Consider the following 22,293-nt stretch of genomic DNA (forward strand, 5'->3'; position numbering starts at 1 on the left):
TTTTTTTGAGGGGATAAATAGTAGGAGCCAACTGGAAAAGAAAAAACCACTCAGATGAGTGGTTTACGCATTTTATAAATGTGAGTTTAAGCGCTCTTCTAAAGCTTCTTTCGGTTGGAAGCCGACAACTTTATCAATTACTTCTCCATCTTTCATGATAAGAAGTGTTGGAATGCTCATTACTCCATACTTCGCTGCAGTTTCTTGGTTTTCGTCAACATCAATTTTAACGATTTTGACTTTGTCTCCCATTTCAGAATCAAGCTCTTGAAGAACTGGAGCAATCATCTTACATGGACCACACCATGGAGCCCAAAAGTCTGCAAGCACTAGGCCTGTACCTGTTTCTGTTGAAAAGTTTTGATCTGTAGCATTTGAAATAGCCATTTTCATGCCTCCTTAAGTATTGCTTCGAGAAGTAAATCTCGATTGCGTTTAGTAGTAAAATACTATCGTCAGTATATCACCGTTTTTCAGTCGATGCTAATAAAATGTCTCGCTGTTGTTTTCTTATGTAATTTGCCCAATTTATAAAACGATATTCTTTCATTGATACAGCTTGAAAGAGGAAAGAGCGGCTCTTTTAATCCGCTCTTTGACCGTTACGCATTGATTTTCAATTTTTTAAATTCCTCTGTTAATAGTGGGACCACTTCAAACAAATCTCCGACAATTCCATAGTCAGCCACTTTAAAAATATTTGCTTCCGGGTCTTTATTGATAGCCACGATAACCTTTGAGTTAGACATTCCAGCTAAATGCTGAATCGCTCCAGAAATTCCACAAGCAATATAAAGGTCCGGTGTCACGACTTTTCCTGTTTGACCAATTTGTAAGGAATAATCGCAGTACTCTGCATCACATGCACCCCTTGAAGCTCCTACTGCTCCTCCTAATACAGTAGCAAGTTCTTTTAAAGGTTTAAAGCCCTCTTCGCTCTTCACACCACGTCCACCGGCAATAACAACTTTTGCTTCAGAAAGATCGACACCCTCACTTGCTTTTCGTACAACCTCTTTAATAATGGTACGTAGATCTTTTATGTCAACCGTTAAAGAATTGACTTCTCCTGAAAGTGATTCATCCTTTGGAAGGGCAGGAATGTTATTCGGTCGGACGGTAGCAAAAATAAGTCCTTCCGTCACTATCTTCTTTTCAAAAGCTTTACCTGAGTAGATCGGTCTGGTAAATACAACATTTCCACCAGCCACTTCAATAGCTGTTGCATCAGAGATTAATCCAGAATTCAATTTCCCAGCAATTCTTGGAGAAAGATCTTTCCCCAGTGCTGTGTGTCCAAACACAAGTCCCTCTGGCTTTTCTTCTTCAATCACAGCCAAGAGTGCTTGCGAATAACCATCAGATGTATATTGAGCAAGCTCGGCATGTTCAACCACCACCACGCGGCTAGCTCCATACTGAATGAACTCCTGTCCTAAAGCGCTTACACTTTTACCAACTAAAACACCAACCACTTCTCCACCTTCAGAAATTGCCTTCCCCGCAGACAATGCTTCAAAAGACACATTACGTAAAGCTCCGTCTCTAACTTCCCCTAAAACTAACACTTTTCTAGCCATCTAGTTCCCCTCCTGTAAAATTTAATTCCGCTCGTATAAAAAAGAATGATTATACTACCTTTGCTTCTGTATGAAGAAGAGAAACAAGTTCTTTTACTTGATCGTTCAAGTCACCTGCTAACACCTTACCAGCTTTTTTTTTAGGTGGTAAGTAAATTTCAATTGTCTTTGTTTTAGCTTCTACATCATCTTCTTCTAAGTCAAGATCGTCTAATTCTAACTCTTCTAACGGTTTTTTCTTTGCCTTCATGATTCCAGGTAAAGAAGGATATCTTGGTTCATTTAATCCTTGCTGTGCCGTGACTAATAGGGGAAGACTGGTCTCAATGACTTCTGAATCGCCTTCAACATCGCGAACAACCGTTGCATTTGTCCCCTGTATGTCAAGCTTAGTAATAGTTGTTACATAAGGGATTTCAAGTAATTCTGCCACACGTGGGCCGACCTGACCTGAACCACCATCAATAGCTACATTTCCAGCGATAATTAAATCAACTTCTTGATCTTTTAAGTATTGAGCAATGATTTTGGCTGTTGTATACTGGTCAGAAGCTTCAATCTCTTCTTCAATATTTACAAGTACCGCTTTATCTGCTCCCATAGCTAAAGCAGTGCGAAGCTGTTTCTCCGATTCTTCACCACCAACAGAAATAACGGTTACTTCGCCACCATGTGCATCACGAACTTGAATGGCTTCTTCAACCGCATATTCATCATAAGGATTGATGATAAATTCAGCACCATCTTCATTAATCTTTCCGCCAGCAATCGTTATTTTCTCTTCCGTATCAAACGTTCTCTTTAACAATACAAAGATATTCATAAGTTCCCCTCCTATATATCTAAACATTTAATTGGTTCTAAAGATTAAGAAAATTTAATGTAAAAAAATTTATTTTCCCGTAAACTTAGGTTCTCTCTTTTCGATGAACGCAGAAATACCTTCTTGCCCATCTTTCGATAAGAAAACCCTTTCAAATAACTCTACCTCTTTTTTTACACCTGAATAATACTCATCTGTCTTGCCAAGGTTAAGTAATTCAATTGCTGCGCTAAGTGCAATAGGACTCTTCTTAGCGATTTTCCTTGCCATTTTATAAGCCTGATCAAGTAACTCTTCCTCACGATAAGCATGATTTGCAAGTCCGTATTGAACCGCTTCTACTCCCGTGATTGCCTCACTTGTAAACAACATTTCTGCAGCCCTAGCTACCCCCACATATCTAGGCAGGCGTTGAGAACCAGCAAAGCCAGGTACCAAACCAAGTTGAAGCTCCGGTAAGCCTAGTTTGGCATTTTCTGTGACAAGTCGGAAATGACATGCCATCGCAAGCTCCAAGCCTCCGCCTAAAGCAGCCCCATGAATGACGGCAATAATTGGTTTTGGGTAACGCTCCATTCGTTCAAACAAATCTTGACCAAGAGTGGAAAGACTACCAAAATCCTCACCTGTAGAAATCGTTGTAAACTCTTTAATATCTGCTCCTGCTGAGAAAAATCTCCCCTCACCACGCAATACGATAACTCGAATATCCTGATGAAATTCGATTTCATCAAGAATATCCGACAGTTCTTTTAACACTTGAGATGATAACGCATTCGCTGGAGGACGTTCAATTTTAATTGTTGCAATGAACTCTTCATGAGACCAATGCAAAAAGCCCATAGGTTCTCCCCCTCATTCGTATAGTAATGATTATCTCTTTTCACACCCGTTAATTAATAGTTTCTGAACCGGTTCTGCAAGTGCTGTTAAATCATATTTTTGCTCATTCATGACCCAAGTTGTAACAGTTTCATCCATTGTTCCAAAGATCATCTGCCTTGCCAAGCGAATATCAAGATCTTCTGAAAATTCACCAGAATCTCTTCCCTCAATAAGTATATTGTCAACCACATGTAAATAACCTTTTAATACTTCATTAATTTTTAAGCGAAGGTCTTTATTTGATTGTCGCAATTCTAGCTGTGTGACGATTGCTAAATGACGATCCTTTGATAGCATTTGAAAATGCATATCAATCATAAGTAATAACTTTTCTGCTGCGCTTTTCTTCCCCTCTAACTTCTCTTCCATCTTTTCTATAAAAGCCCCCATTTTTTCTTGAAAAAGAGAAATGAGGATATCTTCTTTGTTTTTAAAATACAAATAAATGGTTCCATCAGCAACTCCTGCTTGTTTTGCAATTTTAGAAACTTGAGCTTGGTGATACCCATTTTCTGCTATTACAATGACAGCTGCATCGATAATCTGTCGATACTTTGGTTTATCTTTTTTCATAATCATACCCTCCTTTCAAGAAGGTTGTTGCATTTATGAATGAATCATCATTCATAAATTAATAATAGTTTGTAAACGAATTTCTGTCAAGGATTTCACGTATTATTTACACTATTATCATGCCATAACTAAATGGACTGTACAAGCCTGCTTTCGCAAAAATAAACAGCCGACGAATCGGCTATGGAGAATTAAGCCTGTTTCTCTTGATTGTCATCTCTTTTCCTTTTTTCTTCTTCGACCAATGCTCTCCTTAATATTTTACCCACTGCTGTTTTTGGAAGTTCTGATCGAAATTCATACATTCGAGGAACCTTATAAGCAGCAAGATGCTTTCTTGCAAAAGCATTTAACTCTTCCTCTGTAGCAGAAGCACTTTCCTTCAACACAATATATGCCTTTACCGTCTCACCCCGATATGGGTCGGGAACTCCAGCAACAACAACCTCTTGCACACTAGGATGCTCATACATCACTTCTTCAATTTCTCTTGGATAAATATTAAAGCCACCAGCGATAATCATATCTTTTTTACGGTCAACAACAAAGAAATATCCTTCATCATTCATATATCCTAAGTCTCCCGTAAGAAGCCAGCCATCTCTTAACACTTGGTCGGTCTCTTCCGGCTTGTTCCAGTATCCCTTCATGACTTGTGGTCCCTTTACAGCAATCTCGCCAATTTCACCAGGTGGTAATGGCTCTCCGGTTTCAAAGGATAATATGACCGAATCCGTATCTGGCCACGGTACCCCAATACTTCCTTTAATGCGAGGACGATCCCATAAAAAATTTGAATGAGTCACTGGAGAGGATTCTGTCAATCCATAACCTTCCACAAGCTTTCCGCCCGTTATTTCCTCAAATTTCTCTTGTACCTCTACTGGAAGAGGCGCGGAGCCTGAAATACATGAATCGATGGAAGAAAGATCGTATTTGGAAAGGTCTGGGTGATTTAACAAACCGATATATATAGTTGGTGCTCCTGGAAATAAAGTTGGCCTTTGTTTCTCTATTGTCTTTAATGTCTGTTCTGGATCAAACTTCGGAAGCAATACCATCTTTTGTCCTTGCATGACGGAAAGGATCATAACAGCAGTCATACCGTACACGTGGAAAAATGGGATAATGGCTAAAATGGTTTCTTCCCCTCGTTTGCATTTATATAACCAAGCGTTACTCATTGATGCATTAGAAACAAGGTTCTTATGAGTAAGCATAACCCCCTTAGGTGCACCGGTCGTACCACCTGTGTATTGAATAATAGCTAGATCTTCTTCAAAATCGACTGAAAAGCTTTTTAGCTCTTTATTTGATTGCTTAATAATCTCTGTTAATACATGATGACATCCCTCATGCTTAACAGTCACGGTAATTCCATATTGTTTCTTTTGGATAAATGGATAAATGAGATTTTTTGGGAAGGGTAAGTAATCCTTGATAGCGGTTACAATAATATGTTCTAAATTGGTTTGTGTGAATACTTTGCTGACGCGTGGAAATAAAATATCTAGGGTCACGATGGCTTTTGCACCAGAATCCTTCATTTGATATTCGATTTCTCTTTCTGTGTACAACGGGTTTGTCGGAACCACAACTCCCCCGGCTAGTAAAATCCCGTAGTACGTAATAACAGCTTGAGGACAATTAGGAAGCATCATTGCGACTCGGTCACCTTTTTCTAACCCGAGCTTTTGTAAATAAGAAGCTAGTTTACACGCATGATCATTTAACGTTTCATAGCTCATTTCCTTGCCCATGAAATGAATCGCCGATTTATTCGGAAACTCCTTTGCTGCGTTCGTCAAATAGGTTTGAACTGGTTCTGACTTGTACGTCAAATTAGCCGGTATTTCCTCTGGGTAATTTGCAAGCCACGGCCTATGTTCACTCATTCTCCATCCCTCCTACAAAGAAATTGTATAGAAATTTCTGATTACTCATCTTAATTATAATATAGTGAATAATATGTGACAATTTAATTTCTCCTACTATATGTTTATGGACATAATAAATTGTCCTACTACAAAAAAAAATCGCCTATAAAAGGCGATTTTAAAAGACTAAATAAAAAATTCCTATAAACATAAAGATCCCACAAAGGATTAGAAGTATTTTTGCTAGCTTTTCCATTTACGTACTCCTTTAAGATATGCCTGCGCCAATCACATACGATAATCCAACTGATATAACCATTGAAATGAATCCTACTGCTCGATTGTCATTCTGAATTTCTTCATCAATTCTAAATTTAGGTGTTAAAAACTCAAAAATAAAATAAGCTACCAATAGTAAAAAGAAACCAAATACTCCCCAACCAATCATGGTTATGAGTGAATCGTGCTGCTCAATCGAATGCCTAAAAATATTGGCGATCCCAAAAATTTTCCCACCGGTCGCCATAGCAACAGCCACATTTCCATTTTGAATTTCTTCCCAATTACGGTACTTCGTCACAAGTTCAAAAATAGCAAGAAATACGATCATACATAAAATAACGACACTGCAATAAGCGGCTATATGAACATATTCATTCTCCCAGAAACCGTTCAACTTCCTCTTCCTCCTACCTACTTGAACTCAACGACTGTTACTCCCGAACCGCCTTCGCCAGCCTCACCAAAGCGAATCTTTTTCACCGACCGATGGTTTTTCAAGTACTCTTGTACACCTTGCCTTAATGCCCCAGTGCCCTTTCCATGAATGATCGACACTCTTGGATAATTAGATAATAAAGCATCATCGACGTATTTTTCTACTCTTAAGAGAGCATCTTCGTACCGTTCTCCTCTCAGATCTAGCTCTATGGAAACGTTCGAGTCTCTTCCCTGTATCGTTGTCACATGCTTTTGTACCTTTGGTTTTTCCGATTGGATAAATTCCAAATCCTTCTCTTGGACTTTCATTTTTAAAATACCTATTTGAACCTGCCACTCCTCATCAGATACCTTTTCAACTAAATGTCCCTTTTGGTCAAAAGTTAATACTTTTACTTCATCCCCAACATGGAATTTATGCTTCTGTTTTCTTGACTCATTATTCAATGATTTTTCGAAAACAGGTACGGCTTCATTTAGTTTCTTTTTGGCATCTATTAATTCGTGTTCTTTGACATCGGCTTTTTTCTCGATTCTCATTCGACGGAGCTCTCGAATGACTTCTTCCGCCTCTTGTTTGGCCTTTTCAATAATCGCTTGCGCCTCACGTTCAGCTTTTTCACGTAATAAATCTTTTTCTTTATAATAAGTGACAATCTCTTCTTGAAGATCCTTATGAAGCTTTTCAGCCTGCCTTAATGTGTCATGAGCCTCTTCTAACTCATTTTCGGCTTGTTTTTTACTTGCTTCAAGTGCTGCAATCATTTGATCGACTTCGTTACTCTCCGAGCTAACATGTGATCGTGCCAAATCTATGACTTTTTCCTTCAACCCAAGGCGTTTGGAAATTTCAAATGCATTGCTTCGACCCGGAACCCCAATTAGAAGCTTATACGTTGGACTTAGTGTTTCAATATCGAACTCAACACTGGCGTTTATTACCCCTTCCCGATTATAGCCATATGCCTTTAATTCAGGATAATGGGTGGTAGCAACCACTCTTGCCCCTGTTTTATAGACAGTGTCTAATATGGAAATAGCAAGTGCAGCTCCTTCCTGTGGGTCTGTACCTGCACCTAGCTCGTCAAATAGAACCAGACTATCAAAGCTTACCTCATTTAAAATGTCTACGATATTTACCATATGAGAAGAAAAGGTACTCAGACTCTGCTCAATCGACTGTTCATCGCCAATATCTGCAAAAACTTGGCCAAAGACTGCCATTTCTGATCCATCAAGGGCAGGTATTTGTAAACCAGCCTGAGCCATTAACGTACATAAACCGACGGTCTTTAGTGTAACCGTCTTTCCCCCGGTATTCGGTCCAGTTATAACAATTGTAGAATAAGTCTTGCCGAGTAAAATATCATTGGGAACCACTTCATCCATGGCGATCAAGGGATGTCTTGCTTTAAACAAGGAGATGATCCCTTCATTATTCATTTTCGGTTTAGAACCCTTTATCCTTTTACTATACCTTGCCTTCGCAAACATAAAGTCTAGGTCTGTTAATACCCCCACAATTGTACCTAACTCACTCTCAAACAAACCTACTTTTCCGGATAATTCAACCAAAATACGTTCTATTTCCTGCTTCTCCTTCACACGAATCGCTTGCACATCATTGTTTAACTGCACGATTGCTTGCGGTTCAATGAACAGGGTTTGACCTGAGGAACTTTGATCATGAATGATGCCTCCATAATGCCCACGATATTCTTGTTTAACAGGTATAACAAACCGGTCATTTCGAATCGTGATAATGGCGTCTGAAAGCATTTTAGCCGCATTGGAAGACCGAATCATTGATTCAAGTCTTTCACGAACCCTTGCTTCTTTAGTTCGTAGCTGACTTCTAAGAGAGCGTAGGGTTTCACTAGCCGTATCAAGTACTTCTCCACTCTCCTCAATTGCCATTCGAATGGGCTCTTCTAGTTCAGCCAGCACAATGATGTTACTTGCATATTCATTTAAAATAGGAATCTCAATTCCTTGTTCAACCATATCTTCTATAAAGCGACGCATCATTCTGCTCGCATGGATCGTACTAGCTATTTGTACAAGTTCAAGTGGACTTAGCACCCCACCTATTGCGGAGCGTCTTATTTGCATTCTGATATCATAAATCCCTGTAAGTGGAACATTGCCTTTTAATCGAAGAACCTTCGCCGCTTCATCGGTTTCTTCCTGACTACGCACCACCTCTTCGAAATCAGTTGAAGGAATCAGTACCCTTACCTTTTCTTTTCCTAAGCTTGAAGAAGCATGTTCAATTAACTGTTCTTTCACTTTTGTAAATTCCAATACCTTTAAAACTCTTTCTTGCATGGAGTGTGCCTCCTATTTCAAAATAAGGTCTATCTTCTATCTTCTTTTCGCTTTTTTAATAGCTCAAGAAATTCTTCCTTAGCTAGAGTGTTGATCACAGATTGCCTTTGAACCCATCCTTTTTTCGCTGCAGAGATACCCGTGTCCATATGAGCTAATGTTTCAACCATATGAGCATCTGTATTAATTACAAGTTTGACACCCGCTTCTTGGGCCATACGTACATGCTCTGAGGAAAGATCAAGCCGATTGGGGTTCGCATTCAATTCTAACCAAGTATTTGTCTCTTTTGCTAGTTCAATCAATTGCTCGATATTTACGGAATACCCCTCACGCTTGCCAATCTTTCTACCTGTCGGATGAGCAATCATATGTACATGTTTATTTTTCAAAGCTGTTTTAAGACGTTGCATAATCTTATCCTGCGGCTGTGAAAAAGAGGAATGAATAGATGCAATAACAAAATCCATTTGTTCTAGAATCTCATCTTCATAGTCGAGGGAGCCGTCAGGTAAAATATCCATTTCAACACCCGCTAAGATCGTAATATCATCATATTTACGATTCAGTTCATCAATTTCTTGCCGTTGTTTCTGTAAGCGCTCGACCGTTAGCCCATTGGCCACCTTTAAATATTGTGAGTGGTCCGTAATCGCCATATATTTATACCCTTTTGCTCGACAAGCTTCTACCATTTGCTCAATGGAATGCGAACCATCACTCCATGTCGAGTGCATGTGCAGATCACCTTGAATATGGTCAAGAGCAATAATTTCAAGCTCTTCTGTATAATGTTCCACTTCAGTGCCATCCTCACGCATTTCGGGTGGAATAAAAGGCAAACCAAAGTGAGCAAAAAACTCCTCTTCGCTATGAAACGTAACAATTTCCCCGGATTCGATATGTTCAACACCATATTCGCTTATTTTTTCACCACGTTCCTTCGCTAACTGACGCATCCTTACATTATGGTCCTTTGAGCCAGTGAAATGGTGTAATGTCGTAGTAAATTCCTCGTCCTTTACAAGACGAAAATCAATGGATACGTCAAACTCTAATTCCAGGATAATGGAAACCTTTGTATCTCCTTTTGAGACAACTTCTTTGATATGCTCCATAGAGAGCAGCTTCTCCTTCACCAATTGAGGATCAGCCGTGGAGATAATGAAGTCTAAATCCTTGATCGTTTCCTTCATTCTTCTAATACTACCTGCTCTTGAAAAGCGAACCACTCCATCCATTTCCGAAAGAGCAAGCTCAATCTTCCGTGCAACTGGTAGCATATATGCAAGAGGTAGTCGATCTGGTTGGGAACCAAATTCGTTGATGGATTGAAGAATTTTCTCCTCTGTCTTTCCACCAAAACCAGTAAGTTCTCTCACCTTTTTGTCCACGCACGCCTGCTTTAACTCTTGTACATTCGTTATTGAAAGCTCTTTGTATAGCTTAGCAATCTTTTTCCCACCAAGGCCAGGCAGTTGTAGTAGGGGAATCAGTCCCTTTGGTACTTCTTCCTGTAGCTCTTTTAGAACAGAGGATTGCCCCTCTTGAATAAACTCTATAATAACAGCAGCAGTCCCTTTACCAATGCCTGAAATGGTGGTAAAATCATCGATTTGTGATAGATCCTGCTCATTTATTTCAAGGCTATTTGCTGCTTTTCTAAAAGCAGACACTTTAAATGTATTCTCACCTTTTAATTCCATATATGTAGCGATCGTCTCAAGTAAACGTATCACATCTTTTTTTTGTATTGCCACACTAACCACCTACTTTCACTAAATCCCATTATGAATGATTCACTTCTATTTCACCAATCATTTAGATATTTGAAATCCTACTATGTATTATGTACGTATTGGAATCCAAAAAGTTTTTAAGAAAAAACAAAATAAAACTTCTCTTAAAAAAGAGAAGTAATAATAAGTTATCCCCAAAGCTCTTTCACAAAATTAGATAAAAATGGGGTATTTTCAACTATCCCCTTTGCCACAGAAGAACTAGCTAAAGGAGATTGCACGGCTTCAATTGGTAGAAGTGCTGCTATGTATAAAATGATAAACAGAAGTAAATAGACCTCTAAAAATCCAAGTATACCTCCAGCCCAACGATTAAAAGTCTTTAAAATTGGTAGATTGGAAACAAAATCTAGCATACTTCCAATTATTTGTAGAATAATCTTAACTGCAAAGAAAATAGCTACAAAAGCAATTCCACGGTAATATGCATCCTCCATATTTCCTTCTGAAAAGATGATTTGTAAATTTGATGCATCACCGAAGCTTGGATATGGAATCCAAAGGGTTAATTTAGGAGCAAGTTCGGAATAATAGACCTTTGCAACAATAAATGCAATAATGAAGCCAGTAAGATGAATAAATTGAAGGATAAACCCTCTACGAAGTCCAACAAGTAATCCTATTAATAATATAATGATAATGGCAATATTTAGCATATTCGTTCAATCCTTTACTTCTTTAGTTCACTTTCTAAGCGGTCAAGATGATCCTTTATTTTCAGATAATCATTTACAGCATTTACTGCTGTAAGAACTGCAAGCTTTGTACTATCGAGTGAGGGATTCTTCTGACCGATTTCGCGCATTTTATTGTTTACCAAAGAGGCAACCAATCGAACATGTTCAACACTTTCATTACCTACAATTACATACTGTTGCCCGTATATTTCAACTGTTGTGCGCTTCTTTTCTGCTTCAGACACAGCATTGCCCCCATTCATAAGAATCCTACACTATATCATAACATGAATATTATTTGAGTGGGAAGTTAAGAATGTCTAAATCAGACGAATCAAGGAAAAATATGTATTTTTATTGGAGAGTGTAAAATGAGTCAAGTTGTATTAAAACAGTCTGGGGAACAAATAAAGAAGATGCAGGAATACTACCAACAAAGCATTTCACCTAAAATCCCACCCGGTGGAGTTTTTGCAGCAAAATTGTCCGGTTGCTCCATAACCGCATATAAGTCAGGTAAAGTGCTTTTTCAAGGTCCTTCATGTGAGATGGAAGCAAAGAAATGGGGTGCTGCGGATCAACCTCCAAACAAAAAGACTCCGAAACCTTCACCAAATAAAAGCCATCTACCTGAGCATTTTGAGTCTCTTTCTGTAGTTGGATCGGATGAGGTAGGTACTGGCGATTTCTTTGGACCAATTACTGTTGTTGCAACTTATGTTAATAAACAGCATATCCCCCTATTAAGAGAGCTGGGCGTAAAGGATTCAAAAGGTCTGAAGGATGAGCAAATTTCAGCGATTGCAAAGGAAATTAAGCATGTGATTCCTTATAGCCTATTAACTTTACATAATGAAAAATACAATCAGCTTCAGCAGTCTGGAATGTCACAAGGAAAGTTAAAAGCGCTGTTGCATAACCAAGCCATTGGACATGTACTGAATAAAATTGCACCAGAAAAGCCTGATGCCATCCTAATCGATCAGTTTGCAAAAGAAGATGTGTATTATCAGTATCTTAAAGGGCAAAAAGTCATTCACCGTGAAAATGTCTTTTTCTCAACAAAAGGAGAAAGTGTTCACTTAGCTGTTGCAGCCGCATCCATTCTAGCTCGTTATGCATTTGTTCAGCACTTTGAAAATCTTTCAAAGGAGGCTGGATTTGTCATTCCAAAAGGAGCAGGTGCCCAAGTAGACGTAGCCGCAGCTAAATTGATTAAAGCAAAGGGAAAAGAAAGCCTTCCACATTTTGTTAAACTACATTTTGCTAATACAGAAAAAGCATGGAAACTGATTACGAAAAAACAATGAAAAAAGGAGCATTCCATTGGATGCTCCTTTTCTATTTTATCCTCTTAAAACTGCTCCAGCCTGATCCTTCAAAGCATCTAGTACCTTTTCGTGAGCCTTTGTTACTTCTTCGTCAGTTAGTGTTTTTTCTGGATCAAAATATCTTAATGAAAACGCAATGGATTTCTTACCTTCTTCCATGCGATCTCCTTCATATAGATCAAACACAGAAACTTCCTTCAGTAAGCTGCCACCAGCTTTTGCAATAATGTCAGAAAGCTGACCAGCAACCACTTCCTTGTTAACAACCAATGCGATATCACGCGTAATAGATGGGTAACGAGGAATTGATTCGTATTGTAACGGAGCAATTTCTGCCTCTAGTAAAGCCTTTAAAGATAGTTCAAATACATACGTATCTTTCAAATCTAGTTCTTTTTGAACGTTCGGATGGATTTGTCCGACAAAACCAATTCTCTCCTTATCTAAAAGAAGATCAGCGGTTCTTCCTGGATGCATTCCTTCCACGGTTGCTTGACGGAACTCCACTCTACCTGTCAACCCTAAGCGAGAAAATAACCCTTCTAGCACACCTTTAAGAACATAGTAATCAACAGCTTTCTTTTCCCCTTGCCATGGGTGCTGATGCCATAAGCCAGTAATTGCTGCTGCCAAATGTTCCTTCTCCTCTGGAAGCTTATCTTGTTCAGTCGATAAGAACACGGCCCCTGTTTCATATAAAGCAATGCTATCATTTTGACGAGCAGAATTGTATTTTACTACCTCTAGTAACTGTGGCAAAATGCTCAGACGTAATACACTACGGTCTTCACTCATCGGCATCGCAAGTTTAACAGGTTCACGCTTATCTAGTGCAAATTGAGAGGCTTTTCCTTCATTCGTCAAAGAATAAGTGACTGCTTGAAATAATCCAGCACTTTCTAAGTAGCGACGGACAATTCTGCGTTTTTTCTGGTAATCACTTAATTTTCCTGGCGTAGAAGCACCCTTTGGAAGAGTTTTAGGGATATAGTCGTAGCCGTAAATTCTCCCAACTTCTTCAACTAAATCTTCCTCAATCGTAATATCACCACGACGAGTAGGTACGGTTACAGTAATTTCGTTTCCTTCTATCTTCGTAGTAAATTGTAGACGGGCAATAATATTTTTCACCTCATCCATGGAAATTTCGGTACCAAGGACACCATTGATTTTATCTAATGTAATTGAAACAACCGCAGGCTCCACCTTAAGTGCATCTGCCTCAACAGATCCTTCTAATACTTCTCCGTTTGCATACAATGCTAGTAACTCAGCCGCTCTTTCTGCTGCAGCTCTAACACGATTCGGATCCACACCTTTTTCATAGCGTGCACTAGCTTCACTACGCAATCCATGATCCTTCGAAGCTTTACGAATAGGTGCTCCTACAAAATATGCAGACTCTAATAATACGGTTGTCGTTGTTGTTTCTACCTCAGAGTTTGCTCCACCCATAACTCCTGCTAATGCAACCGGCTCATTTCCGTTTGTAATCACCAGATGATCTGTTGTTAATGTACGTTTGGCATCATCAAGCGTTGTAATTGTTTCACCTTGATGCGCACGGCGTACAACAATCTCTTTTGAACCAAGACGATCATAGTCAAAGGCATGTAGCGGTTGACCGTATTCCATTAAAATGTAATTCGTTATATCGACAACATTATTATGAGGACGTACTCCTGCAGCCATCAGACGCGTTTGCATCCATAATGGAGAAGGTCCAACCTTTACATTTTTAATCACTTTTGCGACGTAAAGTGGATTATCTTCTGGAGCATCCACAGTAACAGAGATATATTCGCTAGCCTTTTCGCTAATTGATGAAACCTCAGGCTTTGGAAGCTTTACTTCTTTTCCTAGAATGGCCGCAACCTCATATGCTACACCTAGCATACTTAAGCAATCCGCTCGGTTTGGAGTTAATCCTAGCTCTAAAATTTGATCATCACGATTTAACAGCTCAAGTGCATCGTCCCCAACTGTTGCCTCATTCGGGAATACGAATATCCCTTCAGAGAATTCCTTGGCAACAAGCTTGCTTTCTACCCCTAGCTCCTGCAAGGAACAGATCATTCCATTTGACTCTTCGCCGCGAAGCTTTGCTTTTTTAATCTTGAAGTTTCCTGGGAGAACCGCTCCCACCTTTGCCACAATCACATGTTGCCCTTTATCTACATTCGGAGCGCCACAGATGATTTGAACGGGCTCTCCTTCTCCAACATCTACTAAACATTTGTTTAGCTTATCGGCATTTGGATGTTGTTCACGTTCTAACACATGACCGACGACGAGTCCTTTCATTCCTTCATTAAGAATCTCAACGCCTTCCACTTCAATCCCACTTTTTGTAATTTTATCGGCTAGTTCAGAAGCTGTGACACCAGAAAGGTCCACGTATTCTTGAAGCCATTTATAAGAAACAAACATTCTTGTTATCCTCCTATTCATGTATCGAAAATTGCTTTAAGAAACGTACATCGTTTGTATAGTAATGACGAATATCATCCACGCCGTATTTCAGCATGGCAATTCTCTCAGGCCCCATCCCGAATGCAAAGCCAGTATATTTTTTTGAATCATAGCCAGCCATTTCAAGTACGTTTGGATGCACCATTCCAGCTCCAAGAATTTCAATCCAACCCGTTCCTTTACAAACGCTACATCCTTTTCCGTTACAAATTTTGCAAGAGATATCCATCTCAACAGAAGGTTCTGTGAATGGGAAGAAGCTAGGACGTAAGCGAATCTCACGGTCTTCACCAAAGATTTTTTTCGCAAATACATCTAGTGTCCCTTTCAGGTCACTCATTTGAATGTTTTCTCCTACCACAAGACCCTCGATCTGCATGAATTGATGGGAATGCGTTGCGTCGTCATTATCACGGCGATAAACTTTTCCTGGGCAGATAATTTTAATAGGTCCCTTTCCTTCTTTCTTTTCCATCGTTCTTGCTTGCATTGGCGATGTGTGTGTACGAAGAAGGATTTCTTCCGTAATATAAAAGGAATCTTGCATATCACGAGCTGGATGACCTTTTGGTAAATTTAAAGCCTCAAAGTTATAGTAATCACTTTCTACTTCAGGACCTTCTGCAATCGTGTAGCCCATACCAATAAAGAGGTCTTCGATTTCTTCAATGATTCTTGTTAGTGGGTGATGGTTTCCTGTTTTTACCGGTCTTCCTGGAAGTGTTACATCAATGGTTTCTGAAGCTAGTTTTTTAGCCACCTCTTCTTCTTCCATAACCGCTTGTTTTTCTTCAATTGCTTTTGCAATAACGTCTCTTACCTCGTTCGCCAATGCCCCCATCTTAGGACGTTCCTCAGCACTTAGCTTCCCCATCCCTTTTAATACCTCAGTAATGGGACCTTTTTTCCCTAGATAAGATACACGAATATCATTTAATTCTTTTAAATCAGTCGCTTTCTTTATTCCTTCAAGCGCTTCTTGCTGAAGCTCTACTAAGCGTTGCTCCATGTTCTTTCCTCCTTATGATTTTTAGACAAAATAAAAAACCTCATCCCTGAAAAGGGACGAGGTTTCATTATTCGCGGTACCACCCTTAATTAATGTAGATATTCTTTCTCCTACATTCACTTCATTGTTGATAACGGCTTTAAACCGGTGCATCTTTACACTTCTTAAAGAAATGGTCCCGATGCCAACTCGGGAGGTGAACTTCGTTTACTTTTTCTATAAAAATGCTTTCAGTCTAAGGCATTTTCTCCCTAACATAGATGGTAGCAAACTACTTTTCTCCGTCATCGTTTTTTAGTATGTAATTTTTGCTGTTATTATAGTATACTTTCTTACTTATTTCAAACCCATTTTCGGGAGGCTATGTGCCTATTTTATCCACGTAAGTAATATAACAAAATTCCTGCTGCTACTGCAACATTTAATGACTCACTTTTTCCATGAATCGGAATAAAAAGATTAGCTGTCGTTTTACTTAATAGCTCTCTACTTACCCCGTTCCCTTCATTTCCGACGATTAAGGCATAGGATCCAGGTGATTGTATTTGATGGAACGGTTCGGCATTCTCCAATGCTGTCCCATAAACAGGGATTCCTCGGTCAAGAAGATCGCTTGTCCAAGCAGAGATATCAGCTTTAATAACTGGAAGATGAAAATGGCTTCCTTGGGCAGACCTAAGCACCTTGGAATTATACATATCCACACTTCCATTCCCAATCACCACAACGTCCACACCCGCAGCATCTGCCGTACGAATCATTGTTCCTAAATTTCCAGGGTCTTGGACAGCATCAATTAAAAGATAAGATGTTCCTTCTGTACGGGATGACTTTTCTTGATGACATACTGCAAAAACGCCTTGTGGTGTATCTGTTTCAGCCAATAGCTTAATGATGTCATTAGGCACAGAGAGAATCGGTGTTGATCCGTAATCAAAGCTTGAAGGAAGATCCATGTTTTCTTGTACAATGATTTCTTCAATACGACCTGCTTTTAGCGCTTCCTCCACTAGATGGAAACCTTCGACTAAAAATAGGCCTGTTTTATCTCTTTCCTTTTTCGTTAATAGTTTCTTCCATTGCTTCACCTTTGGGTTACTACTCGAGTGAATATGCTTCAAGGTAAAACCCCTTCTTTCCTTTTTTCTCGGGTTTTCTTATTATAGCGTAACTTAAGTACATAATAATAACAAAAATAGAAAACATATTAAAGAAAATGAAGAAGGAGTGGGTAAAAAATGAATCTTAACTTAAGAAATGCAGTTATTCATAATGTATCAGGAAATACACAAGACGAGCTACGAGACACGATCGTAGACGCCATCCAAAACGGCGAAGAAAAAATGCTTCCAGGTTTAGGAGTACTTTTTGAAGTCATCTGGAAAAATGCATCCGACCAAGAAAAAAGCGAAATGCTCCAAACCCTAGAAAACGGCCTAAAATAGGGTGTCTGTCACCGCTCGTGGACAAATTCTTTGATTTGTCCACGGAAGGTGACAGACACCATCCGTGGACAGTTGGGGTGATTTTGTCCGCCTGAGATGGACACTTATAGTCCAGCTTAACCAAACAAAGACAGCATGCCCCGAGCATGCTGTCTTTGTTTGGTCTCTATTCGAGAGTAATACGGTCTACTGTTTCACGGTCTAGACGTTTGATGACTTCAACGATTAGCTTAACTGCGTTTTCGTAGTCATCACGGTGCAGCATTGCTGCATGTGAATGGATGTAGCGAGTTGCAATCGTAATGGCTAATGAAGGGACTCCTTTATGAGATATATGGATGGAACCCGCATCCGTGCCACCTCCAGCGATTGCATCGAATTGATATGGAATTCCAAGTTCATCCGCTGTATCCGTTACTAAATCTCTTAATCCTTTGTGAGACACCATACTTGCGTCATACAAAATGATTTGAGGTCCTTTGCCCATTTTACTTTGCGCTTCCTTCTCCGACACACCAGGAGTGTCACCAGCGATTCCAACATCTACTCCAAACCCAATATCAGGCTCTATTGCTGCAGCTGAAGTACGTGCTCCACGTAAGCCTACCTCTTCTTGTACACTTCCAACTCCGTATACAATATTTGGATGCTCTTCATTCTTTAATTGTTTTAAGACATCAATTGCAATCGCACACCCAATCCGATTATCCCAAGCTTTTGCTAATAAAAGCTTTTCATTGTTCATCACAGTAAACTCAAAGTATGGAACGACCATGTCACCAGGACGGACTCCCCACTCTGTTGCTTCCTCACGACTTGATGCACCAATATCAATAAACATATCTTTAATTTCTACTGGTTTTTTTCTAGCTTCAGGAGACAAGATATGTGGTGGTTTTGACCCGATAACTCCTGTCACATCTCCCTTTCTGGTAACAATCGTCACTCGCTGTGCTAACATAACCTGTGACCACCAGCCACCAACCGTTTGGAAGCGTAGGAACCCTTTATCATCAATTTGCGTGATCATAAATCCTACTTCATCCAAGTGACCCGCAACCATTACCTTGGGACCGTTCGCATCTCCCACTTTTTTCGCAATTAAGCTGCCAAGTCCATCAGTTGTTACTTCATCCGCATACGGAGCAATATGTTTGTTCATCACTTCTCTTGGCTCACGCTCATTCCCTGGAATCCCCTTTGCATCTGTTAATTCCTTGAGCATCGCTAAAGTATCATCAAGTTTTGTCATTTATTTCGACTCCCTTAATATGTATTCTGTTTATAGTATACTAGGTACAACTTAATTGCACAAAGTATACGTTAGTACCCTTCCTTCTGCCTTTTATAATTTACTTCATTTTTAGAGATATATGCTTCTTTTATTTCATCTGATGTAAACCCTAGCATCTTGCCTAAAATAAAATAACTTTCTAGCATGCTACGATACGTATCCATACTCCTTTCTGCAGAAAAGCGATGAACCGTTTCATACATAGATAAAAACTGATTTGTCACATTTTCCTCTTCTATTACCAATTCTTCTACCTGTACATCACGCTCTAATCCACAATCAAGACCAATTGATAAAATAAAATGAACTCCATCTACAAATTCCTCTAAAATGACTTCTTTCGGAGAAGCACCTTTTACACTCCAAAACTTAAAACAACGCGTCTCATTTGCTAGTTCACCAAGTTCAACCAACAAAGCTAGAACCTTTCTACTTATAAGACTATCTGTTTGTAATTGGTGTTTTTCTGCGATATGTATATCCAAACCTTTTTGCATTTCAAATAACTCTCGTAAATCCATCATTTCACTCTTTTCTATTTATATTACTTTAATCATAATGAAATTAAGAAAAAAATTCACTTAAAAGCAATATTTAATGAAACCTTTTTCAAATAAAGACGTATATAAAGAAAAATGAAGAGTGGAGGGCTTAAGTATGATGTGGCTACTACGCATGCTTCTAATAGCATTTATCTTATTTTTAATATACAGCGCCTTCAAATTTGTGTTAAACCCAAAGCGTAAATTGGAGCTAGCTCACGAGCAAAAGCAATTCTTTTTACTCGATGATATAAAAAATGTTCGTAAGAATTTCCTTTTAACCTATAAAGGCGTTATTTTCGAAGGCGAAAAATACTTAGGTACAACCGATCACACCTTCGAGGTTGTTTCGATATTCATTTGGCCACATAATACCTCTGCGCTAAATGGTTTGTCAAAGGAAGATTTCCGTAATATCGAGATGGAAGTAGCTGTTTTTTATCCGAATGCAAAAATTGACTGGAAAAGTCCCATTCATGAATTTATGAAAAAATAAACGTTCAAGGGTTTTCCCTTGAACGTTTTTTTATCCCTGCTTCTCTAGCTTTGTTTCCTTAAAAAAATCTCTCCACTTAATAATCGTCATCTTCTCTCTTAGAACATACACAAGAATCGATAAAGAAAACAATATAATAACAATCATCGTCGGTGTAAATTGACTAATAAATTGACCAAAGACCGTGTAAAAGAAAGCTAATGGAAGATTCGTAATAAAGGCTGCCTTTGAATACTCTTTAAAACCACGGTGTCTTTCCATTAAACAAAAATTTAATAGCTGATAGTGTACAAAAGGAACTAGGCGTAAAATTGAAATCTGACTAACTGTTAAATTACGATACTCTCCAAACCACTTTTTCCGAATCGAAGACAATTTTTCTTGTGTTCGCGGAAACTTAGACACGAGAGCAAAAAACAGTAGACTGCTAATCATTAACCCAATCAGCGAGTATACCGTACCTGCCACTGTGCCAAAAAGAATTCCACCTGCAATACAGATAATGACTACTGGAATAAATAAAAACTGACGTAACGAATGGAACAAGACGAATATTATCGGGGTGAAAACTCCACCAGCCTGAAACATGACAAGCAGTAATGCTAACTCCTCATCCATATGACCACCCCTTAAGCAGTTTCTTGATGTCTATTACAGCTTATCGAGGCAGGACCATTTCTATGACAACTATTCCCTTAATTCCATACATAGTAAAGCAATAGACCGATTTGAAGAACAGTCAAAAAAGGCAATCCCCATTTAAAGTTAGGATGCTTCGTTTTATGACGAAAGGACCTCATTCCAATAAATGCGCCTAAGGCTCCTCCAAAAAAGGCAAATTGCCACAGTGTCGCCTCTTTAATTCGAAATTCATTTTTCTTAGCCTTCTGTTTATCTGCATACATCAACGTACAACTAACGATATTTATCACCAATAAATAAATCCAAATATATGTAAACATACCATACCTCCTTGAAGGACTTAAAAAAGCCACCCTCTTGTAAGAGAATGGCTTCTATTGACTAATAAGTCAATTATTTTGCTAGGCTTTGCTTAGCAGCATCAGCTAATTGAGCAAATGCTTTTTCGTCGCTTACTGCAAGTTCAGCAAGCATTTTACGGTTTACTTCGATACCTGCAACGCTTAAACCGTGCATTAAACGGCTATAAGAAAGACCGTTCATACGAGCTGCTGCATTGATACGAGTGATCCAAAGCTTACGGAAGTCACGCTTCTTTTGGCGACGATCACGGAATGCATACATTAGAGATTTCATAACCTGTTGGTTAGCTACTTTGTATAATGTATGTTTTGAACCATAATAACCTTTTGCTAATTTAATAACTTTTTTACGACGTCTGCGAGTTACTGTACCGCCTTTAACACGTGGCATATGTTTTCCCTCCTAATTTGCAATTACTTAAGATTTACTAGTAAGTTACGAATGCGCTTGTAATCGCCTGAAGAAACTAGAGTTCCTTTGCGAAGCTTACGCTTTGCTTTTGTAGATTTGTTAGCGAATAAATGGCTTCTGTATGCGTGTGAACGCTTCAGTTTACCAGATCCTGTTCTCTTGAAACGCTTTGCTGCGCCGCGGTGAGTTTTCATTTTTGGCATTAGGGATTCCTCCTCATTACTTGTCGTTTTTAGGTGCTAATGTCATAAACATGCTTCTGCCATCCATTTTCGGATGAGATTCCACTGTTGCTACTTCTTTACAAGCTTCTGCAAAGCGGACTAAAACACGTTGTCCGATCTCTTTATGTGTAATTGCACGACCTTTAAATCGAATCGATGCTTTTACTTTATCGCCTTTTTCCAAGAATTTAATCGCATTACGTAACTTTGTATTAAAGTCATGCTCATCAATGGTTGGGCTAAGTCGAACTTCTTTAGTGGTTATGATTTTTTGATTTTTACGTGCTTCTTTTTCTTTCTTCTGCTGCTCAAACTTAAACTTACCGTAGTCCATAATACGTGCTACTGGTGGTTTCGCGTTTGGTGCAACAAGAACAACGTCAAGATTTACACGCGTAGCAATCTCAAGTGCTTCGATTTTTGATTTAATGCCTAGTTGTTCGCCATTTTGATCAATTAGACGTACTTCGCGGGCACGAATACCCTCGTTCAACAACATGTCTTTGCTAATAGCTGGACACCTCCAAGGTTTAATGCGAATACAACGTTTGGGTTAAGAAGATTTCATTTTCATAAGAAAAATAAAAAAAGTGCGGATGAATGCACCCACACTTTACGATACCCATACGGTAATAAGCCTTTTCGTAAAACCTGCCAACTGCGCTTTGGCGTCAATCAGGTGAGAAGCGGGTGCTTCTTCTTTATCTCAAACTCGTATTCAATTTACCTTAGCAACTATATCACAATAAATAATTCATGTCAACGAAACACTTTTTATCACAACGAAATGAATTGTATCAAA

Annotated in this window: 24 protein-coding genes and 2 other annotated features; of the genes, 3 read left to right on the forward strand and 21 right to left on the reverse strand. The window is 39.0% G+C overall.

What is annotated here, in order from left to right; translation table 11 throughout:
* Positions 1-72: 72 nt before the first annotated feature.
* The 11 genes from trxA to zapA form a co-directional block, all read right to left on the reverse strand.
* Entirely contained in the window at positions 73-387 is a 315-nt protein-coding gene (gene trxA, locus MKX65_RS17710) for a thioredoxin (protein WP_160546679.1), read from the reverse strand.
* Positions 388-602: 215 nt separating this feature from the next.
* Positions 603-1,580, reverse strand: a complete 978-nt coding sequence (locus MKX65_RS17715) for an electron transfer flavoprotein subunit alpha/FixB family protein (protein ID WP_340904827.1) — start codon at positions 1,578-1,580, stop codon at positions 603-605.
* A 49-nt stretch (positions 1,581-1,629) separates the two neighbouring features.
* Positions 1,630-2,403, reverse strand: a complete 774-nt coding sequence (locus MKX65_RS17720; RefSeq protein ID WP_340904828.1) for an electron transfer flavoprotein subunit beta/FixA family protein — start codon at positions 2,401-2,403, stop codon at positions 1,630-1,632.
* 69 nt (positions 2,404-2,472) lie between these two features.
* The gene (locus tag MKX65_RS17725; protein ID WP_340904829.1) at positions 2,473-3,246 is read right to left on the reverse strand and encodes an enoyl-CoA hydratase; all 774 of its coding nucleotides are present in this window, start codon (positions 3,244-3,246) and stop codon (positions 2,473-2,475) included.
* Between the two features lie 30 nt (positions 3,247-3,276).
* The gene (locus MKX65_RS17730) at positions 3,277-3,861 is read right to left on the reverse strand and encodes a TetR/AcrR family transcriptional regulator (protein ID WP_160546675.1); all 585 of its coding nucleotides are present in this window, start codon (positions 3,859-3,861) and stop codon (positions 3,277-3,279) included.
* Between the two features lie 191 nt (positions 3,862-4,052).
* Positions 4,053-5,756 (reverse strand): long-chain-fatty-acid--CoA ligase, encoded by a 1,704-nt coding sequence (locus tag MKX65_RS17735; protein ID WP_340904830.1) that lies wholly within the window; start codon positions 5,754-5,756, stop codon positions 4,053-4,055.
* 250 nt (positions 5,757-6,006) lie between these two features.
* The gene (locus MKX65_RS17740) at positions 6,007-6,414 is read right to left on the reverse strand and encodes a DUF350 domain-containing protein (RefSeq protein WP_160546673.1); all 408 of its coding nucleotides are present in this window, start codon (positions 6,412-6,414) and stop codon (positions 6,007-6,009) included.
* Positions 6,415-6,431: 17 nt separating this feature from the next.
* Positions 6,432-8,786 (reverse strand): endonuclease MutS2, encoded by a 2,355-nt coding sequence (locus MKX65_RS17745; protein ID WP_340904832.1) that lies wholly within the window; start codon positions 8,784-8,786, stop codon positions 6,432-6,434.
* Between the two features lie 29 nt (positions 8,787-8,815).
* Positions 8,816-10,546 (reverse strand): DNA polymerase/3'-5' exonuclease PolX, encoded by a 1,731-nt coding sequence (polX, locus tag MKX65_RS17750; protein ID WP_340904834.1) that lies wholly within the window; start codon positions 10,544-10,546, stop codon positions 8,816-8,818.
* 167 nt (positions 10,547-10,713) lie between these two features.
* Positions 10,714-11,241, reverse strand: a complete 528-nt coding sequence (locus tag MKX65_RS17755; RefSeq protein ID WP_340904836.1) for a CvpA family protein — start codon at positions 11,239-11,241, stop codon at positions 10,714-10,716.
* A 14-nt stretch (positions 11,242-11,255) separates the two neighbouring features.
* Positions 11,256-11,525 carry a cell division protein ZapA gene (gene zapA, locus MKX65_RS17760; RefSeq protein WP_160546670.1) on the reverse strand — a complete coding sequence of 90 codons (270 nt, stop codon included), beginning with the start codon at positions 11,523-11,525 and terminating at the stop codon, positions 11,256-11,258.
* A gap of 108 nt (positions 11,526-11,633) precedes the next feature.
* Between zapA and rnhC the strand changes: the two genes are divergently transcribed.
* On the forward strand, positions 11,634-12,572 hold the full coding sequence (gene rnhC / locus MKX65_RS17765) for a ribonuclease HIII (protein ID WP_340904839.1): 939 nt from the start codon (positions 11,634-11,636) through the stop codon (positions 12,570-12,572).
* 36 nt (positions 12,573-12,608) lie between these two features.
* Here rnhC and pheT read toward each other — a convergent pair whose 3' ends face one another.
* The 3 genes from pheT to MKX65_RS17780 form a co-directional block, all read right to left on the reverse strand.
* Positions 12,609-15,023, reverse strand: coding sequence for a phenylalanine--tRNA ligase subunit beta (gene pheT / locus MKX65_RS17770; RefSeq protein ID WP_340904841.1), 2,415 nt, complete (start codon positions 15,021-15,023; stop codon positions 12,609-12,611).
* Between the two features lie 13 nt (positions 15,024-15,036).
* The gene (gene pheS / locus MKX65_RS17775) at positions 15,037-16,074 is read right to left on the reverse strand and encodes a phenylalanine--tRNA ligase subunit alpha (protein WP_340904843.1); all 1,038 of its coding nucleotides are present in this window, start codon (positions 16,072-16,074) and stop codon (positions 15,037-15,039) included.
* A 49-nt stretch (positions 16,075-16,123) separates the two neighbouring features.
* Positions 16,124-16,371: a binding site (T-box leader), on the reverse strand.
* 77 nt (positions 16,372-16,448) lie between these two features.
* Complete coding sequence (locus MKX65_RS17780) at positions 16,449-17,195, reverse strand: TrmH family RNA methyltransferase (protein ID WP_340904844.1); 747 nt, start codon at positions 17,193-17,195, stop codon at positions 16,449-16,451.
* Between the two features lie 117 nt (positions 17,196-17,312).
* Here MKX65_RS17780 and sspI point away from each other — a divergent pair, with 117 nt between their 5' ends.
* On the forward strand, positions 17,313-17,519 hold the full coding sequence (sspI, locus tag MKX65_RS17785) for a small acid-soluble spore protein SspI (protein WP_160546665.1): 207 nt from the start codon (positions 17,313-17,315) through the stop codon (positions 17,517-17,519).
* Between the two features lie 166 nt (positions 17,520-17,685).
* Here the strand turns inward: sspI and MKX65_RS17790 are convergent, their stop codons facing one another.
* Entirely contained in the window at positions 17,686-18,771 is a 1,086-nt protein-coding gene (locus MKX65_RS17790) for a M20/M25/M40 family metallo-hydrolase (protein ID WP_160546664.1), read from the reverse strand.
* 71 nt (positions 18,772-18,842) lie between these two features.
* Positions 18,843-19,334 (reverse strand): dUTP diphosphatase, encoded by a 492-nt coding sequence (locus tag MKX65_RS17795; protein WP_160546719.1) that lies wholly within the window; start codon positions 19,332-19,334, stop codon positions 18,843-18,845.
* A gap of 136 nt (positions 19,335-19,470) precedes the next feature.
* Here MKX65_RS17795 and MKX65_RS17800 point away from each other — a divergent pair, with 136 nt between their 5' ends.
* Positions 19,471-19,851 (forward strand): sigma-w pathway protein ysdB, encoded by a 381-nt coding sequence (locus MKX65_RS17800; RefSeq protein WP_160546663.1) that lies wholly within the window; start codon positions 19,471-19,473, stop codon positions 19,849-19,851.
* A gap of 30 nt (positions 19,852-19,881) precedes the next feature.
* Here the strand turns inward: MKX65_RS17800 and MKX65_RS17805 are convergent, their stop codons facing one another.
* From MKX65_RS17805 to infC, 5 genes are all read right to left on the reverse strand, one after another.
* Positions 19,882-20,469: a TVP38/TMEM64 family protein gene (locus tag MKX65_RS17805; RefSeq protein ID WP_340904847.1), complete on the reverse strand. Its 588-nt coding sequence runs from the start codon at positions 20,467-20,469 to the stop codon at positions 19,882-19,884.
* A gap of 77 nt (positions 20,470-20,546) precedes the next feature.
* On the reverse strand, positions 20,547-20,813 hold the full coding sequence (locus MKX65_RS17810; RefSeq protein WP_160546661.1) for a DUF1294 domain-containing protein: 267 nt from the start codon (positions 20,811-20,813) through the stop codon (positions 20,547-20,549).
* 73 nt (positions 20,814-20,886) lie between these two features.
* Positions 20,887-21,246 carry a 50S ribosomal protein L20 gene (gene rplT / locus MKX65_RS17815; RefSeq protein ID WP_066050323.1) on the reverse strand — a complete coding sequence of 120 codons (360 nt, stop codon included), beginning with the start codon at positions 21,244-21,246 and terminating at the stop codon, positions 20,887-20,889.
* A gap of 23 nt (positions 21,247-21,269) precedes the next feature.
* Entirely contained in the window at positions 21,270-21,470 is a 201-nt protein-coding gene (rpmI, locus tag MKX65_RS17820) for a 50S ribosomal protein L35 (RefSeq protein ID WP_119709345.1), read from the reverse strand.
* Positions 21,471-21,486: 16 nt separating this feature from the next.
* Positions 21,487-21,990: a translation initiation factor IF-3 gene (infC, locus tag MKX65_RS17825; protein WP_119709346.1), complete on the reverse strand. Its 504-nt coding sequence runs from the start codon at positions 21,988-21,990 to the stop codon at positions 21,487-21,489.
* A 79-nt stretch (positions 21,991-22,069) separates the two neighbouring features.
* Positions 22,070-22,199, reverse strand: a sequence feature (ribosomal protein L20 leader region).
* Positions 22,200-22,293 lie beyond the last annotated feature (94 nt).

The organism is Robertmurraya sp. FSL R5-0851 (genome assembly GCF_038002965.1).
In the GTDB taxonomy this organism is placed as follows: Bacteria; Bacillota; Bacilli; order Bacillales; family Cytobacillaceae; genus Robertmurraya_A; species Robertmurraya_A beringensis.

Bases quoted from the DNA above. Each gene is read 5' to 3' on its own strand.
- MKX65_RS17810 (WP_160546661.1), bottom strand. From the start codon at position 20,813: ATGTTTACATATATTTGGATTTATTTATTGGTGATAAATATCGTTAGT.
- MKX65_RS17715 (WP_340904827.1), bottom strand. From the start codon at position 1,580: ATGGCTAGAAAAGTGTTAGTTTTAGGGGAAGTTAGAGACGGAGCTTTA.
- zapA (WP_160546670.1), bottom strand. From the start codon at position 11,525: ATGAATGGGGGCAATGCTGTGTCTGAAGCAGAAAAGAAGCGCACAACA.
- pheS (WP_340904843.1), bottom strand. From the start codon at position 16,074: ATGGAGCAACGCTTAGTAGAGCTTCAGCAAGAAGCGCTTGAAGGAATA.
- MKX65_RS17745 (WP_340904832.1), bottom strand. From the start codon at position 8,786: ATGCAAGAAAGAGTTTTAAAGGTATTGGAATTTACAAAAGTGAAAGAA.
- sspI (WP_160546665.1), top strand. From the start codon at position 17,313: ATGAATCTTAACTTAAGAAATGCAGTTATTCATAATGTATCAGGAAAT.
- pheT (WP_340904841.1), bottom strand. From the start codon at position 15,023: ATGTTTGTTTCTTATAAATGGCTTCAAGAATACGTGGACCTTTCTGGT.
- MKX65_RS17720 (WP_340904828.1), bottom strand. From the start codon at position 2,403: ATGAATATCTTTGTATTGTTAAAGAGAACGTTTGATACGGAAGAGAAA.
- rpmI (WP_119709345.1), bottom strand. From the start codon at position 21,470: ATGCCAAAAATGAAAACTCACCGCGGCGCAGCAAAGCGTTTCAAGAGA.
- trxA (WP_160546679.1), bottom strand. From the start codon at position 387: ATGGCTATTTCAAATGCTACAGATCAAAACTTTTCAACAGAAACAGGT.
- rplT (WP_066050323.1), bottom strand. From the start codon at position 21,246: ATGCCACGTGTTAAAGGCGGTACAGTAACTCGCAGACGTCGTAAAAAA.
- rnhC (WP_340904839.1), top strand. From the start codon at position 11,634: ATGAGTCAAGTTGTATTAAAACAGTCTGGGGAACAAATAAAGAAGATG.
- MKX65_RS17755 (WP_340904836.1), bottom strand. From the start codon at position 11,241: ATGCTAAATATTGCCATTATCATTATATTATTAATAGGATTACTTGTT.
- MKX65_RS17805 (WP_340904847.1), bottom strand. From the start codon at position 20,469: ATGGATGAGGAGTTAGCATTACTGCTTGTCATGTTTCAGGCTGGTGGA.
- MKX65_RS17790 (WP_160546664.1), bottom strand. From the start codon at position 18,771: ATGACAAAACTTGATGATACTTTAGCGATGCTCAAGGAATTAACAGAT.
- MKX65_RS17730 (WP_160546675.1), bottom strand. From the start codon at position 3,861: ATGAAAAAAGATAAACCAAAGTATCGACAGATTATCGATGCAGCTGTC.
- infC (WP_119709346.1), bottom strand. From the start codon at position 21,990: ATGTTGTTGAACGAGGGTATTCGTGCCCGCGAAGTACGTCTAATTGAT.
- MKX65_RS17800 (WP_160546663.1), top strand. From the start codon at position 19,471: ATGATGTGGCTACTACGCATGCTTCTAATAGCATTTATCTTATTTTTA.
- MKX65_RS17795 (WP_160546719.1), bottom strand. From the start codon at position 19,334: ATGGATTTACGAGAGTTATTTGAAATGCAAAAAGGTTTGGATATACAT.
- MKX65_RS17725 (WP_340904829.1), bottom strand. From the start codon at position 3,246: ATGGGCTTTTTGCATTGGTCTCATGAAGAGTTCATTGCAACAATTAAA.
- MKX65_RS17735 (WP_340904830.1), bottom strand. From the start codon at position 5,756: ATGAGTGAACATAGGCCGTGGCTTGCAAATTACCCAGAGGAAATACCG.